15 protein-coding genes are annotated in these 18,045 nt (G+C 75.2%); 7 read left to right on the plus strand and 8 right to left on the minus strand.

Going from position 1 to position 18,045, the window contains the following annotated elements; genetic code table 11:
- Window positions 1-10: 10 nt before the first annotated feature.
- Together IAG43_RS30985 and IAG43_RS30990 are read right to left on the minus strand one after the other, a co-directional pair.
- Window positions 11-793, minus strand: a complete 783-nt coding sequence (locus IAG43_RS30985) for a 2,3-dihydro-2,3-dihydroxybenzoate dehydrogenase (RefSeq protein ID WP_187743968.1) — start codon at window positions 791-793, stop codon at window positions 11-13.
- Window positions 794-1,411: 618 nt separating this feature from the next.
- The gene (locus IAG43_RS30990) at window positions 1,412-2,473 is read right to left on the minus strand and encodes a TerC family protein (protein WP_246574634.1); all 1,062 of its coding nucleotides are present in this window, start codon (window positions 2,471-2,473) and stop codon (window positions 1,412-1,414) included.
- A gap of 391 nt (window positions 2,474-2,864) precedes the next feature.
- Between IAG43_RS30990 and IAG43_RS30995 the strand changes: the two genes are divergently transcribed.
- Window positions 2,865-4,451 carry an FAD-dependent oxidoreductase gene (locus tag IAG43_RS30995; protein WP_187744736.1) on the plus strand — a complete coding sequence of 529 codons (1,587 nt, stop codon included), beginning with the start codon at window positions 2,865-2,867 and terminating at the stop codon, window positions 4,449-4,451.
- Between the two features lie 97 nt (window positions 4,452-4,548).
- Here the strand turns inward: IAG43_RS30995 and IAG43_RS31000 are convergent, their stop codons facing one another.
- The 4 genes from IAG43_RS31000 to IAG43_RS31015 all read right to left on the minus strand — a co-directional run bounded on the left by IAG43_RS31000 (window position 4,549) and on the right by IAG43_RS31015 (window position 9,660).
- Window positions 4,549-5,541, minus strand: a complete 993-nt coding sequence (locus IAG43_RS31000) for a DUF5914 domain-containing protein (protein ID WP_246574811.1) — start codon at window positions 5,539-5,541, stop codon at window positions 4,549-4,551.
- 269 nt (window positions 5,542-5,810) lie between these two features.
- A complete protein-coding gene (locus tag IAG43_RS31005) occupies window positions 5,811-6,824 on the minus strand; it encodes a phytoene/squalene synthase family protein (RefSeq protein WP_187743970.1) in 1,014 nt (337 codons plus the stop codon).
- Window positions 6,821-8,368, minus strand: a complete 1,548-nt coding sequence (locus tag IAG43_RS31010; protein ID WP_187743971.1) for a phytoene desaturase — start codon at window positions 8,366-8,368, stop codon at window positions 6,821-6,823. The genes IAG43_RS31005 and IAG43_RS31010 overlap by 4 nt, the downstream gene beginning before the upstream one ends.
- Window positions 8,365-9,660 (minus strand): polyprenyl synthetase family protein, encoded by a 1,296-nt coding sequence (locus IAG43_RS31015; RefSeq protein ID WP_246574636.1) that lies wholly within the window; start codon window positions 9,658-9,660, stop codon window positions 8,365-8,367. The genes IAG43_RS31010 and IAG43_RS31015 overlap by 4 nt, the downstream gene beginning before the upstream one ends.
- 818 nt (window positions 9,661-10,478) lie before the next feature.
- Between IAG43_RS31015 and argB the strand changes: the two genes are divergently transcribed.
- Window positions 10,479-11,474: an acetylglutamate kinase gene (gene argB, locus IAG43_RS31020; protein WP_187743973.1), complete on the plus strand. Its 996-nt coding sequence runs from the start codon at window positions 10,479-10,481 to the stop codon at window positions 11,472-11,474.
- Window positions 11,475-11,561: 87 nt separating this feature from the next.
- Here the strand turns inward: argB and IAG43_RS31025 are convergent, their stop codons facing one another.
- Together IAG43_RS31025 and IAG43_RS31030 are read right to left on the minus strand one after the other, a co-directional pair.
- Entirely contained in the window at window positions 11,562-12,029 is a 468-nt protein-coding gene (locus IAG43_RS31025) for a GNAT family N-acetyltransferase (RefSeq protein WP_246574637.1), read from the minus strand.
- A 178-nt stretch (window positions 12,030-12,207) separates the two neighbouring features.
- Complete coding sequence (locus IAG43_RS31030; protein WP_187743975.1) at window positions 12,208-13,407, minus strand: YncE family protein; 1,200 nt, start codon at window positions 13,405-13,407, stop codon at window positions 12,208-12,210.
- Window positions 13,408-13,507: 100 nt separating this feature from the next.
- Here IAG43_RS31030 and IAG43_RS31035 point away from each other — a divergent pair, with 100 nt between their 5' ends.
- From IAG43_RS31035 to amiA, 5 genes are all read left to right on the plus strand, one after another.
- Window positions 13,508-14,485 (plus strand): ABC transporter substrate-binding protein, encoded by a 978-nt coding sequence (locus tag IAG43_RS31035; protein ID WP_187743976.1) that lies wholly within the window; start codon window positions 13,508-13,510, stop codon window positions 14,483-14,485.
- A 95-nt stretch (window positions 14,486-14,580) separates the two neighbouring features.
- On the plus strand, window positions 14,581-15,744 hold the full coding sequence (locus IAG43_RS31040) for a FecCD family ABC transporter permease (RefSeq protein ID WP_246574812.1): 1,164 nt from the start codon (window positions 14,581-14,583) through the stop codon (window positions 15,742-15,744).
- Window positions 15,741-16,748 carry a FecCD family ABC transporter permease gene (locus IAG43_RS31045; RefSeq protein ID WP_187743977.1) on the plus strand — a complete coding sequence of 336 codons (1,008 nt, stop codon included), beginning with the start codon at window positions 15,741-15,743 and terminating at the stop codon, window positions 16,746-16,748. Before IAG43_RS31040 ends, IAG43_RS31045 begins: the two co-directional genes overlap by 4 nt.
- Before the next feature lie 249 nt (window positions 16,749-16,997).
- Entirely contained in the window at window positions 16,998-17,819 is an 822-nt protein-coding gene (locus tag IAG43_RS31050; protein WP_187743978.1) for an ABC transporter ATP-binding protein, read from the plus strand.
- Window positions 17,820-17,878: 59 nt separating this feature from the next.
- On the plus strand, window positions 17,879-17,992 hold the full coding sequence (gene amiA, locus IAG43_RS34730; protein WP_246574638.1) for a streptamidine family RiPP: 114 nt from the start codon (window positions 17,879-17,881) through the stop codon (window positions 17,990-17,992).
- Window positions 17,993-18,045 lie beyond the last annotated feature (53 nt).

Raw genomic sequence — 18,045 nt, forward strand, 5'->3', positions numbered from 1 at the left:
GATTCCTCTCTCAGGCGCGCAGGGTTGCGCCGCCGTCGACGAACAGGTTCTGCATCGTGATGTGCCGGGCCCGGTCGGAGACCAGGAACAGCACGGCGTCGGCGATGTCCTCCGGGTCGGCGATGCGGCCGAGGGGGACTCCCACCCGGAACTCCTCGGGCGTGCCCGCGATCACGCGGGCGCGGTCGTCCTCGCCCGTCCACAGCTGACGCTGCATCGGGGTGTCGGTCGAACCGGGCGAGACCACGTTGCAGCGGATGCCGTGGGGGGCGACCTCCAGTCCCAGGCAGCGGGTGAGCATCGTGGTGGCGGCCTTGGAGGCCGCGTACGCGCCCATGTTGGTGCGGGGGACCCCCGCCGCGTTGGACGCGACGGTCACCAGGGAGCCGCGTCCCCGGGGCACCATGCGGCGGGCGAGCTCGCGCAGGACGAAGAAGACACCGTCCGTGTTGACCGCGAAGGTGTCCGACCAGTCCTTGTCGCTGGTGCCGGTGAGCGAGCCCGGACGCAGGATTCCGGCCGCGCTGACGCCGGTGTCGATCGGGCCCAGTCCGCTCTCGACGCGCTCGACGACATCGGCGACGGCGGCGGCGTCGGAGACGTCCGCGGTGAAGGGGACCACACGTCCCCCGGAGCGCTCGGCGAGCTCCGTGAGTCCTTCGGCGGACACGTCGACGGCGGCGACGGTGGCACCGGTGCGGACCAGGGCGCCGACGACGGCGGCGCCTATTCCGCTGGCCGCGCCCGTGACGAACGCCACCGAGCCCACGACCTGAGCATCCCGGGCAGGCATGAGCTCCCCCTCGCTAGGTTAAGTAAGGCTAACCTAAGTCGTGCGAGGGTTACCGCGCAAGCTCGTCCTGTCGGACTGACCCGCGTGCCTGAGGGTGTGTCATGTCGCGTACACCATAGGGTTCCTGTCCGCCGCGGGCCGCCGAAGGCGGGTAATCGGCCGGATCGTGCGCCTGTGGCGGGTTGTCGCCGGGAGTGCGGCGGCGGCCCCGGAACGGGGTGGGATGCGGGTGCGGGGCGTACCTGCGCGCGGGGGTGGGCTTTCGCGCGGGGGCGTGGGCGGGGCCCCGTGTGGCCGATCCGGGTTTCCGTGCGCGGGCCGGGGGCTGGGCCCCGCTCCGGAGCGGGCTTCCGCGCAGGGGCCGTGCCTCGCCGGGTGTGCGCCGGCGCCTGAGGACCGGGCGGGATGCGGATGCCGGGGCGGGCCCACGCGCGGGGCGGCGGGCCCACGGGATCGTCGGCGCCCTGCGGGCGTTCGCGGCGCTTCCCCGCGCGGGGGTGCTGGTTCCCCGTGCCGGACTGGGGGCTCCTGCGCGGGACGGGTGGCCGCCCTCGACGGCGGCCACCCGTGCCCGGCGCGGGCTGTCCGGGCCGCGCCCCGCGGCGCGGGGCGCGGCGTTCAGCTCTGCACGTCGGCCCTCTCGCCGCCGTCCGTCTCCGTCCGCGCGGCGTCCGCACCCGCCGGCGTCCCGTTCGCCGCCGTCTCCGCCGCGGCCTTCTCCGCCTCTTCCCTCTCCGCACGCTTCGAGGCGGTGAGGCTGGTGATCGTGGTGATGAGCAGGACGCCGAAGATGACGCCCAGGGAGACCGGGAGGGAGATCTCGGGGACGTCCAGGCTGGTCGTCTCGTGGAGGCCGTGCAGGACCAGCTTGACGCCGATGAAGGCGAGGATGACCGACAGGCCGTAGGACAGGTGCACCAGCTTCTTCAGCAGCCCGACGATGAGGAAGTACAGCTGTCGCAGGCCCATCAGCGCGAAGGCGTTCGCCGTGAAGACGATGTACGGGTCCTGGGTCAGGCCGAAGATCGCCGGGATCGAGTCGACCGCGAAGAGCAGGTCCGTGATGCCGATCGCCAGCATCACGATCAGCATCGGGGTGGCGAGGCGCTTCCCGTTCTCCCGGACGAACATCTTCGTGCCGTGCCACTGGTCGGTGGAGGGGAGCCGCCGTTCGACCGCCTTCATCAGGCGCCCCTCCTCCCAGTCCTCCTCCTGCTCGCCGGCGCGGGCCTCCTGGATCAGCTTCCACGCGGTCCAGATGAGGAACGCGCCGAAGAGGAAGAAGACCCAGGCGAACGAGTTGATCGCGGCGGCCCCCAGGGCGATGAACACCGCGCGCAGCACCAGCGCGATGAGCACACCGATCATCAGCACGCGCTGCTGGTAGATCGACGGGACCGCGAACTTCGCCATGATCAGCACGAAGACGAAGAGGTTGTCCACGCTGAGCGACTTCTCGGTGACGTAGCCCGCGAAGAACTCGCCGGAGGCCTGCGCGTCGCCCCACAGCAGCAGGCCCACCCCGAAGACCGTGGCGAGGGCGATCCAGACGGCGCTCCAGATGCCCGCCTCCTTGATGGAGACGTCGTGCGGCTTGCGCCCGCCGATGAAGAAGTCGGCCGCGATCAGCACGCACAGACCGCCAACGGTGAGCACCCACATGGTCGTTGAGACGTTCAACCCGGATCCCTTCCTGAAAGAGTGCTCAACAGTACGCGGAGATCCAAGAGTTGGTAAAGGAATGGCAAGGAAGGTCACTCGATGGCCTGATACCGGCCGGTTCGCATGGTCCAGCGGCCCGGCAACCCCCTTGCGGCGGCGAGAGCCTCCGCTGCGGTACGCCCCCGGGGCCTCACCCGCGCCGCAACGTCAGCGGCGCGTCACCCGCGCGGTGAATCCGGTCCGGCGTCACGAGCGGAACACACCGTGCCGCCGTCCCCGGGCGAGGACGGCGGCGAGCAGCCGACGACGCGGTCCGTGCCGCTGCGTCCGCGGCGGCGTGCCACACCGCCGCGGCGTACGCACCCACGGCAGGCTGGTGCCCTTCGTGGTGCCTCCCGCCGGCAGCGCCATGACCGCCCCGACCAACCGAGGAGCTGGAGTGACCCTGCGACGGACACCCGAGAACCCTGCACCGCGCCGCGGCAGGGACCGGCGGGCGGAGATCCTGCACCCGCCCGCCGGACGGCCCCGGTTCACGGGGGACGCCCCCCGCGTCGCCGTCGTCGGCGGCGGGATCGCCGGACTCGCGGCCGCCACCGGCCTCGCCGAGCGCGGCGCCCGGGTGACCCTGTACGAGCGCGAACCCACCCTCGGCGGCCGCCTCGCCGGCTGGCCGGTCGACCTGGGCGACGGCTCCCGGGTCACCATGAGCCGCGGCTTCCACGCCTTCTTCCGCCAGTACTACAACCTGCGCGGCCTGCTGCGCAGGGCCGACGGCGGGCTCAGCATGCTCACCGCCGTGCCGGACTACCCCCTCCAGCACAGCGCCGGCCTGCGCGACAGCTTCGCCAGGGTCCCCAGGACGCCCCCGTGGAGCGCGGCCGGCTTCGCCGCCCTCAGCCCCACCTTCGGCTGGCGCGACCTGGCCCGCATGGACCCGCGGGCCGCCCTGCCCCTCCTCGACGTCCGCGTGCCCGACGTCCACACCGCACTCGACGGCGTCAGCGCCCACGACTTCCTGACCGCCGTCCGCTTCCCCGAAGCGGCGCACCACCTCGCCTTCGAGGTCTTCTCCCGCAGCTTCTTCGCGGACCCGCGCGAACTCTCGGCCGCGGAACTGGTGCTCATGTTCCACATCTACTTCCTCGGCTCCAGCGAGGGCCTGCTCTTCGACGTCCCCGCCGAACCCTTCCCCCAGGCGCTGTGGGACCCGCTGGCCGCCTACCTGACGGGCCACGGAGTCCGGCTGCGCACCGCCACGCCGGTCGAGGAGGTCGCACCGCTGGGGTCGGGCGGCCACCGGATCACGGCGGACGGCCGGACCGAGCGCTTCGACGCCACCGTGCTCGCCCTCGACACACCGGGGCTGCGCGCCCTCGTCTCCGCCTCGCCCGGCGTGGCCGACCCGGCGTGGCGGGACGGCGTCCGGCGCCTGCGCACGGCACCGCCGTTCCTGGTCTCCCGGCTCTGGCTCGACCGCCCGGTCGACCGCGGACGGGCGGGCTTCCTCGGCACCAGCGGATACGGCTCGCTCGACAACGTGAGCGTCCTGGAGCGCTGGGAGGGCGAGGCCGCCCGCTGGGCCGCGCGCACCGGCGGATCCGTCGTCGAACTGCACGCCTACGCGCTCGACCCCGGAGCCGACCGGCAGGTCGAGCAGAAGCGGCTGCTCGAACAGCTCCACCGTGTGTACCCCGAGACGGCGGACGCCCGGATCACGGACCAGCGGCACGAGTGGCGCGCGGACTGCCCCCTCTTCCCGGTGGGCACCTACGGCGACCGGCCGGGCGTGCGCACCCAGGACCCCACGCTCGTGGTCGCCGGCGACCTGGTGCGCACGGATCTGCCCGTCGCCCTGATGGAACGGGCGGCCACCAGCGGCTTCCTCGCCGCCAACGTCCTGCTCCAGCGCTGGGGGGTGCGCGGCCAGACCCTCTGGACGGTTCCCCGGCGCGGCAGGTCCCGGGCCATGCGGCTGCTCGCCTCGCTCGCCTGAGGTGGACGGGCCGGCCGCGGACACGCGTCCGCGGCCGGCCCCAGGCCGCTCCGGGGCCGCCGACAGGGGGTGTGACCCCACGGCACCGGAGCGGGGCTCAGCCGGGGAACCGCCCGGTGCTCCGCAGCGCCCAGCGGCGCTCCGCGTACGCGAGATCGTCCCGCCACAGGCGGCCCGCCGTACGGCGCATCAGCGGCCTGAGCAGGGGAGCCACCGCCCGGGCGGCCGCGAATCCGGGCCGCTCCGACGTGGCGATCACCGCTTCCGTCACGGCGGTACGCGGATTGCCCCCCGCGTCCGGACCCAGGGGAGTGGCATGGGTCTCCACCACCGAGCCCACCCCCTCGCCCTCGGTGATGTGCATGACCACCGTGCGGGGCTCGGGCGTGGTGAACACCGCGCGGACCGGCACCACGGCACGGCCCGCCACCTTGAAGGCGACGTCCACGGCGAAGCCGTCCGCGACGTCCGACGCCTGGTCACCGGTCTGCCCGCGCACCGTGAGATCGACGAACGAGTAGGGGTGGAACCACGCGCCGTGCCAGGGGTCGAGACGGTTCGCGACGACGTCCTCGGGCTCGCAGGTGCCGACGGTCGTGTACACGGCCGCCACCGAGCGCGCCGGGTCCGGCCGTGCGGGCAGCACCGGCTCCTCCAGCGGCGGCTCGCCGCCCGGGCCGTCCAGACGCACCCACACCAGCACACCGTCGTCGTGCACCGGGTACGGGGCCCAGCCCGCGAACGGCCCGCCGTCCAGCGCCAGTCCGTGCCAGTGGCACACCAGGGTCCCGCAGACCACGGGGCTCTCCCGGAGCGGGGCGCCGAGATGCGGACACGCTCCGGGGCCGGCGACGAGGCGGCCGGCCGCGTTCCTCCAGACGACCACCTCGCGCCCGGCCACGGTCCGGCCGAGCGGCGCGCCGTCCCCGATCGCGGTGCTCGCCGCGAGTACGTACCAGTTGCCCGAAGGCTGAGCGTGCGCCCACGCGAGGGCCTGGGCGATCACGGCGGGCCTCGCCTCCCGCCAGGTCGCGCCCTGCCGGTGCCAGGGGACCGGCCTCCGCAGCCGCAGGGGCACCCGGTCCCGCAGACCGCGCCGCGCGCGCGGCGCCGGCGGCTGCCGCCGCGGTCGCGGTTCCTGTGGACCCGTTCCCCCGCCTGGCGGTCGCGGTTCCTCCCGCTCCGCCACTCCGCGCGGCGGTCCCTGCTCCTGCCGTTCCGCCGTCACCTCGTCCTGCGGGACCGGCTTCCGGAGTTCCGTCTCCTCGTCCCGTACGACGGCCTCCCGCTGCTCCGTCCTCTCGGCGCGCAAAGCCTGCTCCGTCCCCTCGGCGCGCAGGAGCGGTTCCTGCCGTTCCGTCATCCCGTGCTCCTCTTCTCCGCGGCCACGGCCGCCGTGCCCCGCGCCGCCGCAGGGGCGCCGCCGGGGCGTCCCGCGGCGGCACGGCCGGCCCGGACGGTGACGGAGCCGGCCACCGCCGCCAGGGCCAGGGCGGCCCTGCGCCGCCGGGAGACCACCGCGCGGCGGTGCAGCACCCGGAAGCCGTCCGACTCGATGGCCCCGAGGATGTCCTGGTACAGCGTGAAGGCCGTCCGCATGCAGGGGCGTGCCACGGGATCCAGCATGGCCAGCCCCGGTTCGGCCTCCCGGTAGACGTCCCGCGTCAGGGTGATGCCCGCCCGGAGCGCTGCCCGGATGCGCGGGTCGTCGCGCCCCGAACGCCGGCTCCAGGCCAGCAGGCCGCGGTCCACGCCGTGCGCCGCCAGCAGATCCTGCGGCAGATAGACCCGCCCGCGGTCCAGGTCCTCGCCGACGTCCCGCAGGAAGTTGGTGAGCTGGAAGGCGATCCCGAGCGCAGCCGCGTGCGGCGCCGCCTCGGCGCGGGGGACCACCGTGCCGAGCACCGGCAGCATCTGGAGGCCGATCACCGCGGCCGAACCGTGCATGTACCGCGCGAGATGCTCGTAGGTCGGGTACTCCGTGACGTCCAGGTCGCTCGCCATGGACTCCATGAAGTCCGCGAAGTACGCCGGGTCGATGTCGTACCGCGCCGCCGTGTGCACCAGGGCCCGGATCACCGGCTCCTCGCTGCGGCCGGTCCGCAGACCGGTGTCCATCCGCTCCCGCAGCCCGCGCAGGGCCCGCTCGCGTTCCGCCCGCGACGCCGAGCTGTCGAGGTCGTCGACGATGTCGTCGGCCCACCGGGCGAATCCGTACAGGGCGTGCACGGCGGGCCGGCGCCCGACGGGCAGGAAGCGGGCGGCGAGGAAGTACGTCCGGCCGTGGCGCGCGTTGAGACGCCGGCAGATCGCGTAGGCCGCGCGCAGTTCCGGGTCGTCGATGCCGGCGGCGTCCAGCTCGCGGCGCGTCATGACGCACCCGGCCCGGTCGCGGCGGCACGCGGGGCGGCCGCCGCCGCCCGCCGGACCCCGCGGCCGCCGCCGGTGATCCGGGCGGCGGCGAGCTTCCCGGAGATCAGCACCGTGGGCACCCCGACCCCGGGCGTGGTGCCGCAGCCCGCGATCACCGCGTTGCCGGTGCCGCGGACCATGTTGCGCGGCCGGAACGGGCCCGTCTGCGCGAACGTGTGCGCGGCGGAGAACGGTGTCCCCGCCGCGTGGCCCTGGGCGCTCCAGTCGGCCGGGGTGACGAGGCACTCCTGCTCGATCGACGACGCGATCCCGTCGAGACCGCGCTTGTCGAGCACCGTCAGCAGGCTGTCCCGGTAGCCGGGCGCCAGATCGCGCCACTCGCGGGCCCCGGGCCCGATGTCGGTGTTGGGGCAGGGGGCGAGGATGTAGTGCAGGTGCTTTCCCTCCGGCGCGAGCGACGGGTCGTGGGCCGTGGGCCGGGTGATGAGGAGCGACGGATCGCTCATGAGGTCCCCCTGCCGGGTGAGTTCGCGGAACGTGCTCCGCCAGGCTGCGCCGAAGGAGATCGTGTGATGGGCGAGCTGCGGCCACGTCCGGTCCGTCCCCGCGTGCAGCACCACGGCGGACGGGGAGTGGCGCAGGGCGGCGGGCCGGCGCGGCGCCCGGCCGAGCAGGCGGTGGACGACCGGCAGATCCGGCGTCAGCACCACGGCGTCGCAGGCGATGCGGTCGCCGTCGGTCGTGTGCACGGCCGTGATCCGCTCGCCCCTGCGCTCCAGCCGCGCGACTTCGGTACTCCAGCGGAACTCCGCTCCCGCCCCGGCGGCGGACTCGGCCATGGCGCGCGGCAGGGCGTGCATCCCGCCCCGCGGGAAGTACACACCGGCCACCGTGTCCATGTACGCGATCACCGCGTACGCGGCCAGGGCCCGTTCGGGAGCCACCCCGGCGTACAGCGCCTGGAAGGAGAACACGCGGCGCAGCCTCTCGTCCGAGAGGAAGCGCCCGATCCGCGGATCCAGCCGGCCGAAGGCGCCCAGCCGGGCCAGCCGCAGCAGATCGGGGCGCAGCAGCTGGAAGGGCGAGTCGAAGTTGCTGTCGATGAACCGCCGCATCTGCGCGGCGTACAGATCGGTGAGCCACCGGCGCAGCCGCCGGTATCCCGCGGCCTCGCGGTCCCCGGCGAAGCGCCGGACCTCCTCCTCCATCGCCTCCGCCCCGGTGTGCACGTCGAGCCGGGAGCCGTCGGCGAAGTGCGCCCGGTAGGCGGGGTGCAGCTCCACGAGGTCGACCCGGTCGGCGAGCCGGTCGCCGACCGCGGCGAACGCCTCGTCGGCGATCTCCGGCATGGTCAGCACGGTCGGGCCGCTGTCGACGCGGTAGCCGCCCATCTCGAAACGCCCCGCTCGTCCGCCCGGCAGCGCGTCGCGCTCGACGACGGTGACGCGACGCCCCGCCCCCAGCAGGTGCAGCGCCGCGGACAGGCCCGACAGGCCCGCCCCCACGACCACCACATGGTCGGTGGGACCCTGGACGGTCTTCACGTGTGCTCTCCCCTCACGAACGACATGCTTTCCGGACGGCTCGCCGCGGCGTGACCGGGTGATCGGGCCGGCGGACCTCCGACCGCGGTGCCCAGCAGCCCGGACACGGCGTCGGCGACGGAGGCGGGCAGCGGGACACGGGCCAGGTGCTCCCGCCCGCGGCGGACGAGACGGTCGATCTCCGCCTCCGTGGCACCCCGGGCGCCGGAGCCCTCCAGCACGTCGCGCACCCGCCGCATGTCCTCCTCGCCGAGGCCGGGCTCGCCGACGGCCCGCTGGAGCAGCCGCAGGGAGTCCGTGTCACCGGACCGCTCCAGGCGCGCCCGGGCGACAGCCGTCAGATAGGTGGGCTTGCCGCCGCGGATGTCCTCACCGGACGGCTTGCCGGTGACGGCGGGGTCGCCGAATACCCCCAGCAGGTCGTCGCGGAGCTGGAACGCCACCCCGGCGCAGCGCCCGGCGGCGCCGAGCGCGGCCGCGTCGCGGCCGTCCATCCCGGCGAGCGCCGCGCCCAGCGCCAGCGGCCGCTCCACCGTGTACAGAGCCGTCTTCAGCAGGGCGATGCGCAGGGCCTGTTCGGGCGAGGCCGCGCCCTGCTGGGCGCGCATGTCCAGGTACTGGCCGGCGACCATCTCCTGGCGCATCCGGCGCCACTGGACGAGCAGGGACGACTGCGCCGCGCACTGTGCCCCGGTGTCGGCGGCCAGGTCGTCGGCCCAGGCCAGCGCAAGGTCACCGGCGAGGATCGCGGCGGCCCGGCCGTAGCCCCCGTGGTCGCCGCCCGTACCGGACGCGGCGCGCAGGTCCGCGAAGTCCACGTGCAGCGTCGGGGCGCCGCGGCGCAGCGGCGAGCCGTCCATGACGTCGTCGTGGATCAGCGCGCACGCCTGGATGAGCTCCAGCGCGGAACCCAGGCGCAGCGCGGCCCGTGCTTCCGCAGTCCCGGGGGAGCCGCCGCCCGCCCGCCATCCCCACCAGGCGAAGCGGGCGCGCAGCCGCTTGCCGCCGCGCAGCACCAGGGACCGCACCCGCGCCGCCACCTCGTGCGCGAACACCGGGTCGACACCGGCCGCCTCGGTCACCCGCTCGTCCAGGTAGGCCCGCAGCACCTGCTCCACGGCCCGCGACGTGTCGGTGTCGGGGTCAGGCGCGGGCGCGGCGGCGGGCGGCGCGAACGCGTCGCCGCCGGAGCCGGACTCCCGCCCGCAGGGGCCCGGGGGCCCGTCCAGCCCGGCGGGCTCCGTGCGGGTCCCGCCGCCGGCGAGCACGTCCGGCGGCGCGCCGCCCGTCACGCCGTCCCGGCCCGGACGCTGCGGGGGCCGACCTGTCGGGACCGGAGTGCGCGCCGCGTGGCCGCAGGGCATGGGGACACCTCTCGTCGGGGACGTCGTACGGGCGAGGGCCCGGGGCCCTGGCTTCGGGCCGCAGGCGGGAGCCCGCCGTACGACCGTGTGTGCCGAGTCTCCTTCCGGAGACGGGGTGCCCGGCGCGCGACACGGCCCGGCGCCTCACCCGTTTCGTCCACTCGCATGCGTTTTCCCCTGCCCTGAGACCTCGTGAGCGGCTGCCGCTCGCCGGGGGATTCGTCTCAGGAGCCCGGTGCGGATGCAGCGGCGGCCGCCCGCCCGTACGCCGCCGGGACGCCGGCCCGCCGGTGATCCGGTCCGCGACCGCCGCCGGACGGTCTGCCGGTGGGGAGGTGCGGCTGGTGCGGCCGGCGGGGCGTCGGGCGGGCGGGGCTTTCGAGGCCGTCCCGGGGCCGAATGAGCCGCGTGCCGCGTGCCGCTCCCGTCCCGTACGCGGAGCCTGTGTCACGGCCGGGCCGTGGCTCGCGGCGTTCGGAGGATTCGCCACCCGCCGGGCGCGAAGTAAGGTTACCCTTACCTCGCTTCGGCCGTTCCGTGCCGGAGGCCGCGCCACGGGTGCACCCGGGACCCGCGGCGCCGGAGAGAGGCGGCGGGGGAGCGGGGTGGGGCGTCCCGGTGCCAGCGGCGCCGACGGTGTGCGCGCCAACCGCCGTGCGCCGAACGGGAGACACGGCGCGCGGCCCCACCGGGCCCGCGCGCCGCACGGCCGGCCGACTCGCGAACCGAGAGGGAGACGAGACCAGATGACGTTCACCGCTGCCGGAGCCGCAGCCGGAGCCGGAGCCGGAGCCGCTGCCGTCACCGGAGCCGCCGGCTCCGCCGGTGGCCGCCTGCCGGCCGCCCGCACGGCCGTCGAGGCGCCGCCGTGGCTGGAGCGGTTCCGCGGATCGACCGTGGTGGTGAAGTTCGGCGGCCACGCCATGGTGGACGAGGAGTTGAAGCGCGCCTTCGCCCGGGACGTCGTCGCGCTGCGGTGCGCCGGTCTGCGCGTCGTCGTCGTCCACGGCGGCGGCCCCCAGATCAGCGCCCTGCTCGCGCGTCTGGACCTGGAGGTGCGGTTCACGGCCGGTCTGCGGGTGACCACGCCCGAGGTGATGGAGGTCGTGCGGATGGTGCTCGCGGGCCAGGTCCAGCGCGACATCGTCCACCTGGTCAACGCCCACGGCCCGTACGCGGTCGGCATGACCGGCGAGGACGCGCACACGCTGACGGCGGTCCGGCGGCCGGCCTGGGTCGACGGGCGGCCGGTCGACATCGGACTCGTCGGCGAGGTGGTCCGGGTCGACCCCGAGACTCTGCTGGCGCTGCTGGACCGGGGCCGCATCCCGGTGGTGTCCCCGATCGCCCGAGGGGCGGACGGCCGCGTCTACAACATCAACGCCGACCTCGCCGCGTCCGCACTCGCCGTCGCCCTCGGCGCCGAGAGGCTGGTGATGCTCACCGACGTCGCCGGACTCATGCCCGGCTGGCCCGGCGACACGACGGTGGCCGGGCGTCTGACGGTCCCGCAACTGGAGTCCCTGCTGCCCTCCCTGACGGGCGGGATGGTCCCCAAGATGGAAGGGTGCATGGCCGCCGTGCGGGGCGGAGTGCGCGTGGCGCACGTGCTCGACGGCAGGGTGCCGCACGCGCTGCTCCAGGAGGTCTTCGCCGGCGGCGGTGCGGGCACCACGGTCGTACCCGAACCGGCGGCCGACGAGCCCGCGTTCGCCCCGGCCGGGGACGGGGCGCTCGGCTGAGCACCCGCCCGCCCGGCCCCTCGCCTGTCCGTCCGTCCGCCCGGCCGTCCCGCACGTCGCCGTGCGGTCCGCGGTCCGGACGCGCCGTCAGGTAAGGCCGGTGACGCGGCGCGACAGGATGCGCGAACCCCTGCGGGGATCGAGTGCGTCGAGCCACGCGGCGGGCGCACCCGCCCCGTCGCCGCACACGAATCCGTGGCGGAGGAAGAGTGCCCCGCTGCCCGTGGTGGCCGCGAACACCGCCGTCACGGGTTCGGACGCGGCGCGTCGCAGCAGTCCGCGCAGCAGCGCGGAGCCGATGCCGCGCCCCTGACTGCCGGGGGCCACGCAGACGTTGTAGACCACCGCCGCCGGCGGGGCGCCGCCCGTGGCCGGGTAGCCGCGCAGCGCGGCACAGCCCGCGAGTCCGCCCTCCCCGTCCGCGACGACGAGGAAGTCGTGCGCGGCGCGGACGTACGACGCGACGGAGCGCTCCCGCAGCGCGCCGGCGACCGCGAAGCCGTGGGACAGGCGGTGCAGGGCCCGGCCGTCCCGCGCGGTCGCCGGACGGACCACCGGCACCCGTAGCGGTGGGCTCTGTGGGGGCGCGGCCGTGGTCAAGGGCTTCTCGCTCTCGGGGTGTCGGGACCGTCCGCGCCCTGGGGCGCGGACTCCGGGTCGTCTCGGACCCACCCTAGAGAGTGAGGTTAGGCTTACCTAATCGCCGCGTGTCGCCGGGGCGCGCGGAGGCCGGTCAGCGGCCGACGGGGTCGCCCTCGGCGCCGTCGTCCCTGGTGCGCATCGCGAGGTGGCCGCCGTGGTGGAGCGGTGCCGTGAGGCGGAGGCGGTTCACCTCGGCGCCCGTCCGCGCGTCCACGACGTGCACCTCGCCGTGGCCGCCGCGGGAGACCGCGACCAGGTCGGACCCGGGCGAGGCGGCCAGTGCGCGGCGCTCCACGCCGTCCCAGGGGGTGCCGCCGCGGCGCGGGGCTCCGTCCATGGCGGGCAGGGGGACGCGCCGGAGGCCGTCACCGGCGTCCAGCAGGATCAGCTCGTCCCCGTCGGGGTGGACGCGGGTGAAGGCGGTGCCGCTCTTGGTCAGGGCCAGCCGGAACACCAGCCCGGGGCCCAGTGCGGTGCGGTGCGTGCGGCCTGTCCGGAGGTCGTGGTGCCACGCCTCGTTGGACCACTCCGGCCACCGCGCCGGCTCCGGCGGCCCGCCGCGCAGCGTGCTGCACAGCGCCTGCCGGCGGGTGTCGAGGCGCAGGTACCACCCCCTGGCGGGCGACTCCCAGGGGATCACCCCCTCGGCCGCGAGCCCGTCGCCCTCTCTGCGGGCACGGTGCACCCCTTCGCCCGTGGCCGCGAAGACCTGCCGTGCGGAGGGGAGTTGGGCGTCCCCGTGTCCGTCGCCGGGGAGCGGGAGCAGGGCGTGCGGTGCGACGAGCGGACAGCCGGGGGGTGCTGCCAGGAGTTCGGCGAAGCGGTGCACGGCCAGTCCTCCGGGCTCGCGGTGGCGCAGCACGACCAGGGGATCGCCGCCTCCCAGCACCGTCACGCCCGGCTCGCCGACCCGGGTCCGCACGCGTGACACCTCCCCGGTGCCCAGGTCGACGACGGTGACCAGGTCCGACCACGGTTCGGCGTTCTCGCCCAGCCCGGTCGTCACGGCCACCAGCCGGCCCGACGGGTCCGAGGCGAGGTGCTCGGCCGGCACGGCGACCGGGGTCGCGCTTTCCACGAGCCGGTCGCCGTGGGGGGCGAGGACCAGCAGTTCCCCGCGCCGGTCGTCGACGCACGCCACCCGCCCGCCGGGCAGGGCCAGGAAGCCCGCGTGTTCGGACAGGTGGCGGCCCGTCAGGCGATGTGCCACCGCGCCGTCCGGCAGGTGGACGACGTCCACGGACCCGCTCACGTGGTCGGAGACGAACAGGACGGGGTCTGCGGTGGGCATCAGGTCCTCCGATCGGGTGAGTCGTATGAAAATGATTATCATGTATCTTCAGTGCGTTCATGGTCCCTGGAAGAACCCCTGGAAAGAAGCGAGGGCCTCCATGCTGCGCTCACCGTCGAGATTCACCCGTGCCTGGACCACCGCGGCGGTGGCCGGTTCCGTCCTCGTCGGATGCGGGACGGCGTCCGACGAACCCACCCGGCCCGAGGCCAAGCCCGCAGCGAGAACAGAGGTGACCGTCGACCCGATCGAGGCGACCACACGGCTGACCGACGCGAACGGTGTCACCCTCGCGTTCGACAAGGCGCCCGAGCGGATCGTCTGCCTCTACGCGCTGTGCGACGACATCCTGACCGAGCTGGGCATCGTCCCCGTGGCCACCAACAGCGCCCTGCTCGCGCACCCCCGGTTCCTGGGGGAGGCCGGGGCCGAGGAGGTCGACGTCGTCCCCGGCGGGTTCATCGCCCCCGAGACCGAGGCGATCCTCTCCCACAAGCCCGACCTGGTGATCGGCGAGCAGAGCACGCACGGCAAGCTCGCCCCCGCGCTGGAGGGCGCCACCACGTTCTGGCCCGCGCAGGCCGGGACGTGGGAGGACAGCGTCCGCTACCTGCGCGACCTGGCCGCCCTCACCGGACGCACCGCCGAGGGCGAGAAGGCCGAGAAGACCTTCCGGAGCAAGCTCGCCGCGGCCGAGAAGAGCCCGAGCGGGAAGACCGCTCTCATCGTCTACGGCAGTGACGAGAACTTCGGCGTCGCCACCCCGGAGACCGACCCCGTCGCCAGCCTCTTCCCCAGGATCGCCGACTACCCCTGGAAGTCCCGCGGCGTGGAGGGCAGTTACAGCCTCGAAGAGATCCTGGCGAAGGACGTGGACGTCCTCTTCGTCGAGACCATCAGCTTCGGCGACGCCGATGGCAAGCTCTCCGTGAAGATGGCGGAGAACCCCCTCTGGAGCAAGATCCCGGCGGTGCGGAACGGCGACGTCCACGAGGTGAACCCCGAGGTCTGGGCCAAGGGGCGCGGCACCCGCTCGCTCGGCATCGTCCTCGACGAGGCCACGGCCGCACTGCGGTGAAGTCCGCCACCGCACGTCCGGAAGGCACGGCCGCCGACGGCGGGACACCGGGGTCCGGGAGGGCCCCGGCGCGGTCCGTGCCCTGGCAGCCGCTGCTGGCAGCACTGCTGCTGACGGCCGCTGCACTGTGCGCGCTGAGCCTGGGAACCCCCTTCGTCGCACCGCACCGGATCGCCGGCGCGGCGCTCGAGGGGGACACCACACTCGCCGGAATCGTCCTCACCGAACTCCGCGTCCCCCGGCTGCTGCTGGCGCTCGTCGCCGGCGCCTGCCTGGGCGCGGCCGGCCTGGTGCTCCAGGAGGCCCTGCGCAACCCGCTGGCGGTGCCCGAGATGCTGGGCGTGTCCTCCGGGGCCGCGCTGGGTGTGGCCGCACCGCTGGTGCTGGCGGTCTCCCTGCCCGCAGCCGTCCAGCCCCTGACCGCGATCGGCGGGGCCGTGCTCGGCGGCGGCCTGACGCTGCTCGCCGCCGGGCTCGGCCGCAGCCCGTCGGCCGTGCTGCTCACCGGCGCCGCGGTGGCCGCCGCCCTGCAGGCGGCGCTGCTCGTGATGATGGTGACGGCCGACCAGCTCGACCTCCAGCTCATCTACCGCTACCTGCTCGGCTCCCTCTCCGCCCGTACCTGGGACGACGTCTCGGGCCTGTGGCCGTGGCTGCTCGTCGCCGTCCCCGCCCTCGTGCTGTGCGCGCCCGTACTGTCGGTGATGCGGCTGGGCGACGAGGACGCCGAGGCGCTCGGCGTGCGGGCCGGGCGGGCCCGGCTGGCCGCGCTGGCGATCGCCGTCGTGCTGATCGCGCCGGTCACGGCGGTGTGCGGCCCCGTCGCCTGGGTCGGGTTCCTCGCCCCGCACGTCGCGCGCCGGTTCGCCCCGACCGCCACGGCGGTGCGCTGGCTGCCCTGGTCCGCGGTGTGGGGCGCGGTCGTGGTCGCCGTGGCCGATGTGCCGGCCCGGCTGGCGCTGGCGCCGGTGGAGACACCCGCAGGCGCCTGGACGGCGCTGCTGGGAGTACCGGCGGGCGTCGTCCTGCTGCGGTCGTCCCGCCGCGGACGGCCGTCCGGCCGTGGCGCGGCCACCCCGCGCCCGGCGGCGGCCCCGGCCGCCGTCCGCGCCGTGCCGCCCGGGCCGCGGACCGCGGCGCCGGACGGGAGCGTGCCCGGCCCCGGTGCGTCCGGCGGCATCGGGAAGCAGGCGGCAGGGGGCTTCGGCGACACCCCGTCGGCCCCGCACCGCGACAGAGGAACGGAGGACGCACGGTGAAACGGCGCTTCGCGCTGGCGGCGGCGCTGGTCGCCCTCTGCGCCGCGGTGGAACTGGTGGCCGGTCGCGGCATGTCCCCGGCGACGGCCTGGGAGGTCCTGAACGGCGGCGGTGACGCGACGGAGCGGCACATCCTCTTCCAACTGCGGCTGCCCAGGACGCTGGTGGCGCTCGGCGCCGGAGCGTGCCTCGCCGTGGCCGGGCTCGTTTTGCAGTCGGCCCTGCGCAATCCGCTCGCCGGCCCCGAGGTGACGGGCGTGACCCCGGGCGCGGTCCTCGGCGCCGTCACCGCCACGGCCCTGGGGCTCGCCGGGTGGGACTCCCCGCTGGCCGTCGTCGTCGCCGCGTGCGCGGGCGGCTGCGCGGGCGCGGCACTCCTGTGGCTGCTCACCGGCCGCGGCGGCGGCGACCCCGCGCAGACCGCCGTGCACGGTGTGCTGGTCTCGGCGGTCCTCGGCGGGGTGACCGCCATGGTGCTCCTGGTGAAGCCCGGCGAACTCGGCAGCGTCGTCCAGTGGCTGGTCGGCACCACCGAGGGCCGGGTCTGGCAGCACTGGCACCTGCTGTGGCCGTGGGCGCTCGTCTGGGGCGCGGCGGCCTGGCTGCTGGCAGGGCCGCTGACCCTGCTGCGCTGCGGCGACGACATGGCCCTCGCCGCCGGGCTGCGGGCCGGCCGGGCCCGCACGCTCGCCCTGCTGTGCGCGGTGGCGCTGACGGCGGGGGCCGTGGCCTCGGTCGGTGCGCTGGGGTTCGTGGGCCTGCTCGTCCCCCACCTGGCCGTCGCCCTCTTCGGGGCGGACCTGCGGACCGCGCTTCCCGGCGCCGCGCTGGTGGGTGCGGCCGTGGTCTGCGGCGCGGACGCGGCGGCCCAACTGTCCTCGCGGCTGCTGGCGGCGGTGCTGGACGCGGGGCGGTTCGCGCTGCCCGTCGGCGCCCTCACCGCCTGCCTCGGCGCCCTGATGCTGCTGGTCGTCGTGCGCCGCACGCCGAACCGGGCGTTCTAGGGCGTGTTGCGAAAGTCCCTCCTGGCCCGCGACGCCTGGCACGCACTCCCCCAGCTACCGCTGGGAGGTGCCCCCATGCTGCGTTGTCGGAGTCATCCGAGTACGCCCGGTACGAGGATGATCCTCCGCCTTGCGATCGCACGCACCAGACGCCGCAGGCCCCGCCCTTCGGGCGGACGGAGCCACTTTCGCAACACGCCCCAGCCGGACCGATCCCTTCGCAAGACGACGCCGACGTAAGGACAGACCATGACCGACTCCGTGGGGATCCGTGTGGAGGGGGTCCGCTTCGGCTACCCCGGACGCCCCGTGCTGCGGGGCGTCGACCTCGACGTCCGGCCCGGTGAACTGACCGCTCTCATCGGGCTCAACGGCTGCGGCAAGTCGACGCTGCTGCGCCTGGCGGCCGGGCTGCTGCGGCCGGACAGCGGACGCGTGCTGCTGGGCGGGGACGACCTCGCCCAGCTCTCCCGCCGCGCCACCGCCCGCCGGGTCGCTCTGCTGCACCAGTCCGCGCCCGCCGTGCCGGGCATGACGGTGCGCCAGTTGGTGCGCCAGGGACGGTACGCGGCCCGCGGCCCCCTGGGCATGCTGCGCGAGGGCGACGACCCCGTGGTGCACCGGGCGCTGGACGACGTGGGGGTCGCGCACTGGGCCGACCGCGAGGTCGACGCGCTCTCCGGCGGCGAGCGGCAGCGGGTGCGGCTCGCGACGGCGCTCGCGCAGGACACCGGCGCCCTGCTCCTGGACGAGCCCACCACGTACCTGGACCTGCATCACCAGCTGGACGTGATGCGGACGGTGGTCCGGCTGCGCGGTGAACGCGGGCTCACGGTGGTGATGGTGCTGCACGACCTCGCCCACGCCGCCCGGTTCGCCGAGCGGGTCGTCGCGCTGCGCGACGGCCGCGTGGTGGCCGACGGAGCGCCGCGCGAGGTCGTCACACCGGGGCTGCTGGCGGATGTGCTGAAGGTGGCCGGCCGGGTCGGCCGGGACCCGGAGGGGGGTTGGCCGGTGTGTTATCCAGATCACCCTCTGCCAACACTAGAATATGACAATCAGATTCAATAAGCTGCCGGTGCGGTGATCGACCGACCACCGCATCTCCCCTGTGATGAAGGAGAGTTCCCATGGAGAACGAGCAGATCTTCACGCCGATCGCCGACCCGGGTCAGCTGGCCCACGCCTCCGCCTCCCACTCCAACGCGCTCGTCGAGAACCCCTTCGACGACAACGAGGAGTAAGAGGGTCCGACCCTCGACCGTGGGCCCGCCCGTGCCAACCGGGCGGGCCCACG

This window comes from Streptomyces genisteinicus (genome assembly GCF_014489615.1).
In the GTDB taxonomy this organism is placed as follows: domain Bacteria; phylum Actinomycetota; class Actinomycetes; order Streptomycetales; family Streptomycetaceae; genus Streptomyces; species Streptomyces genisteinicus.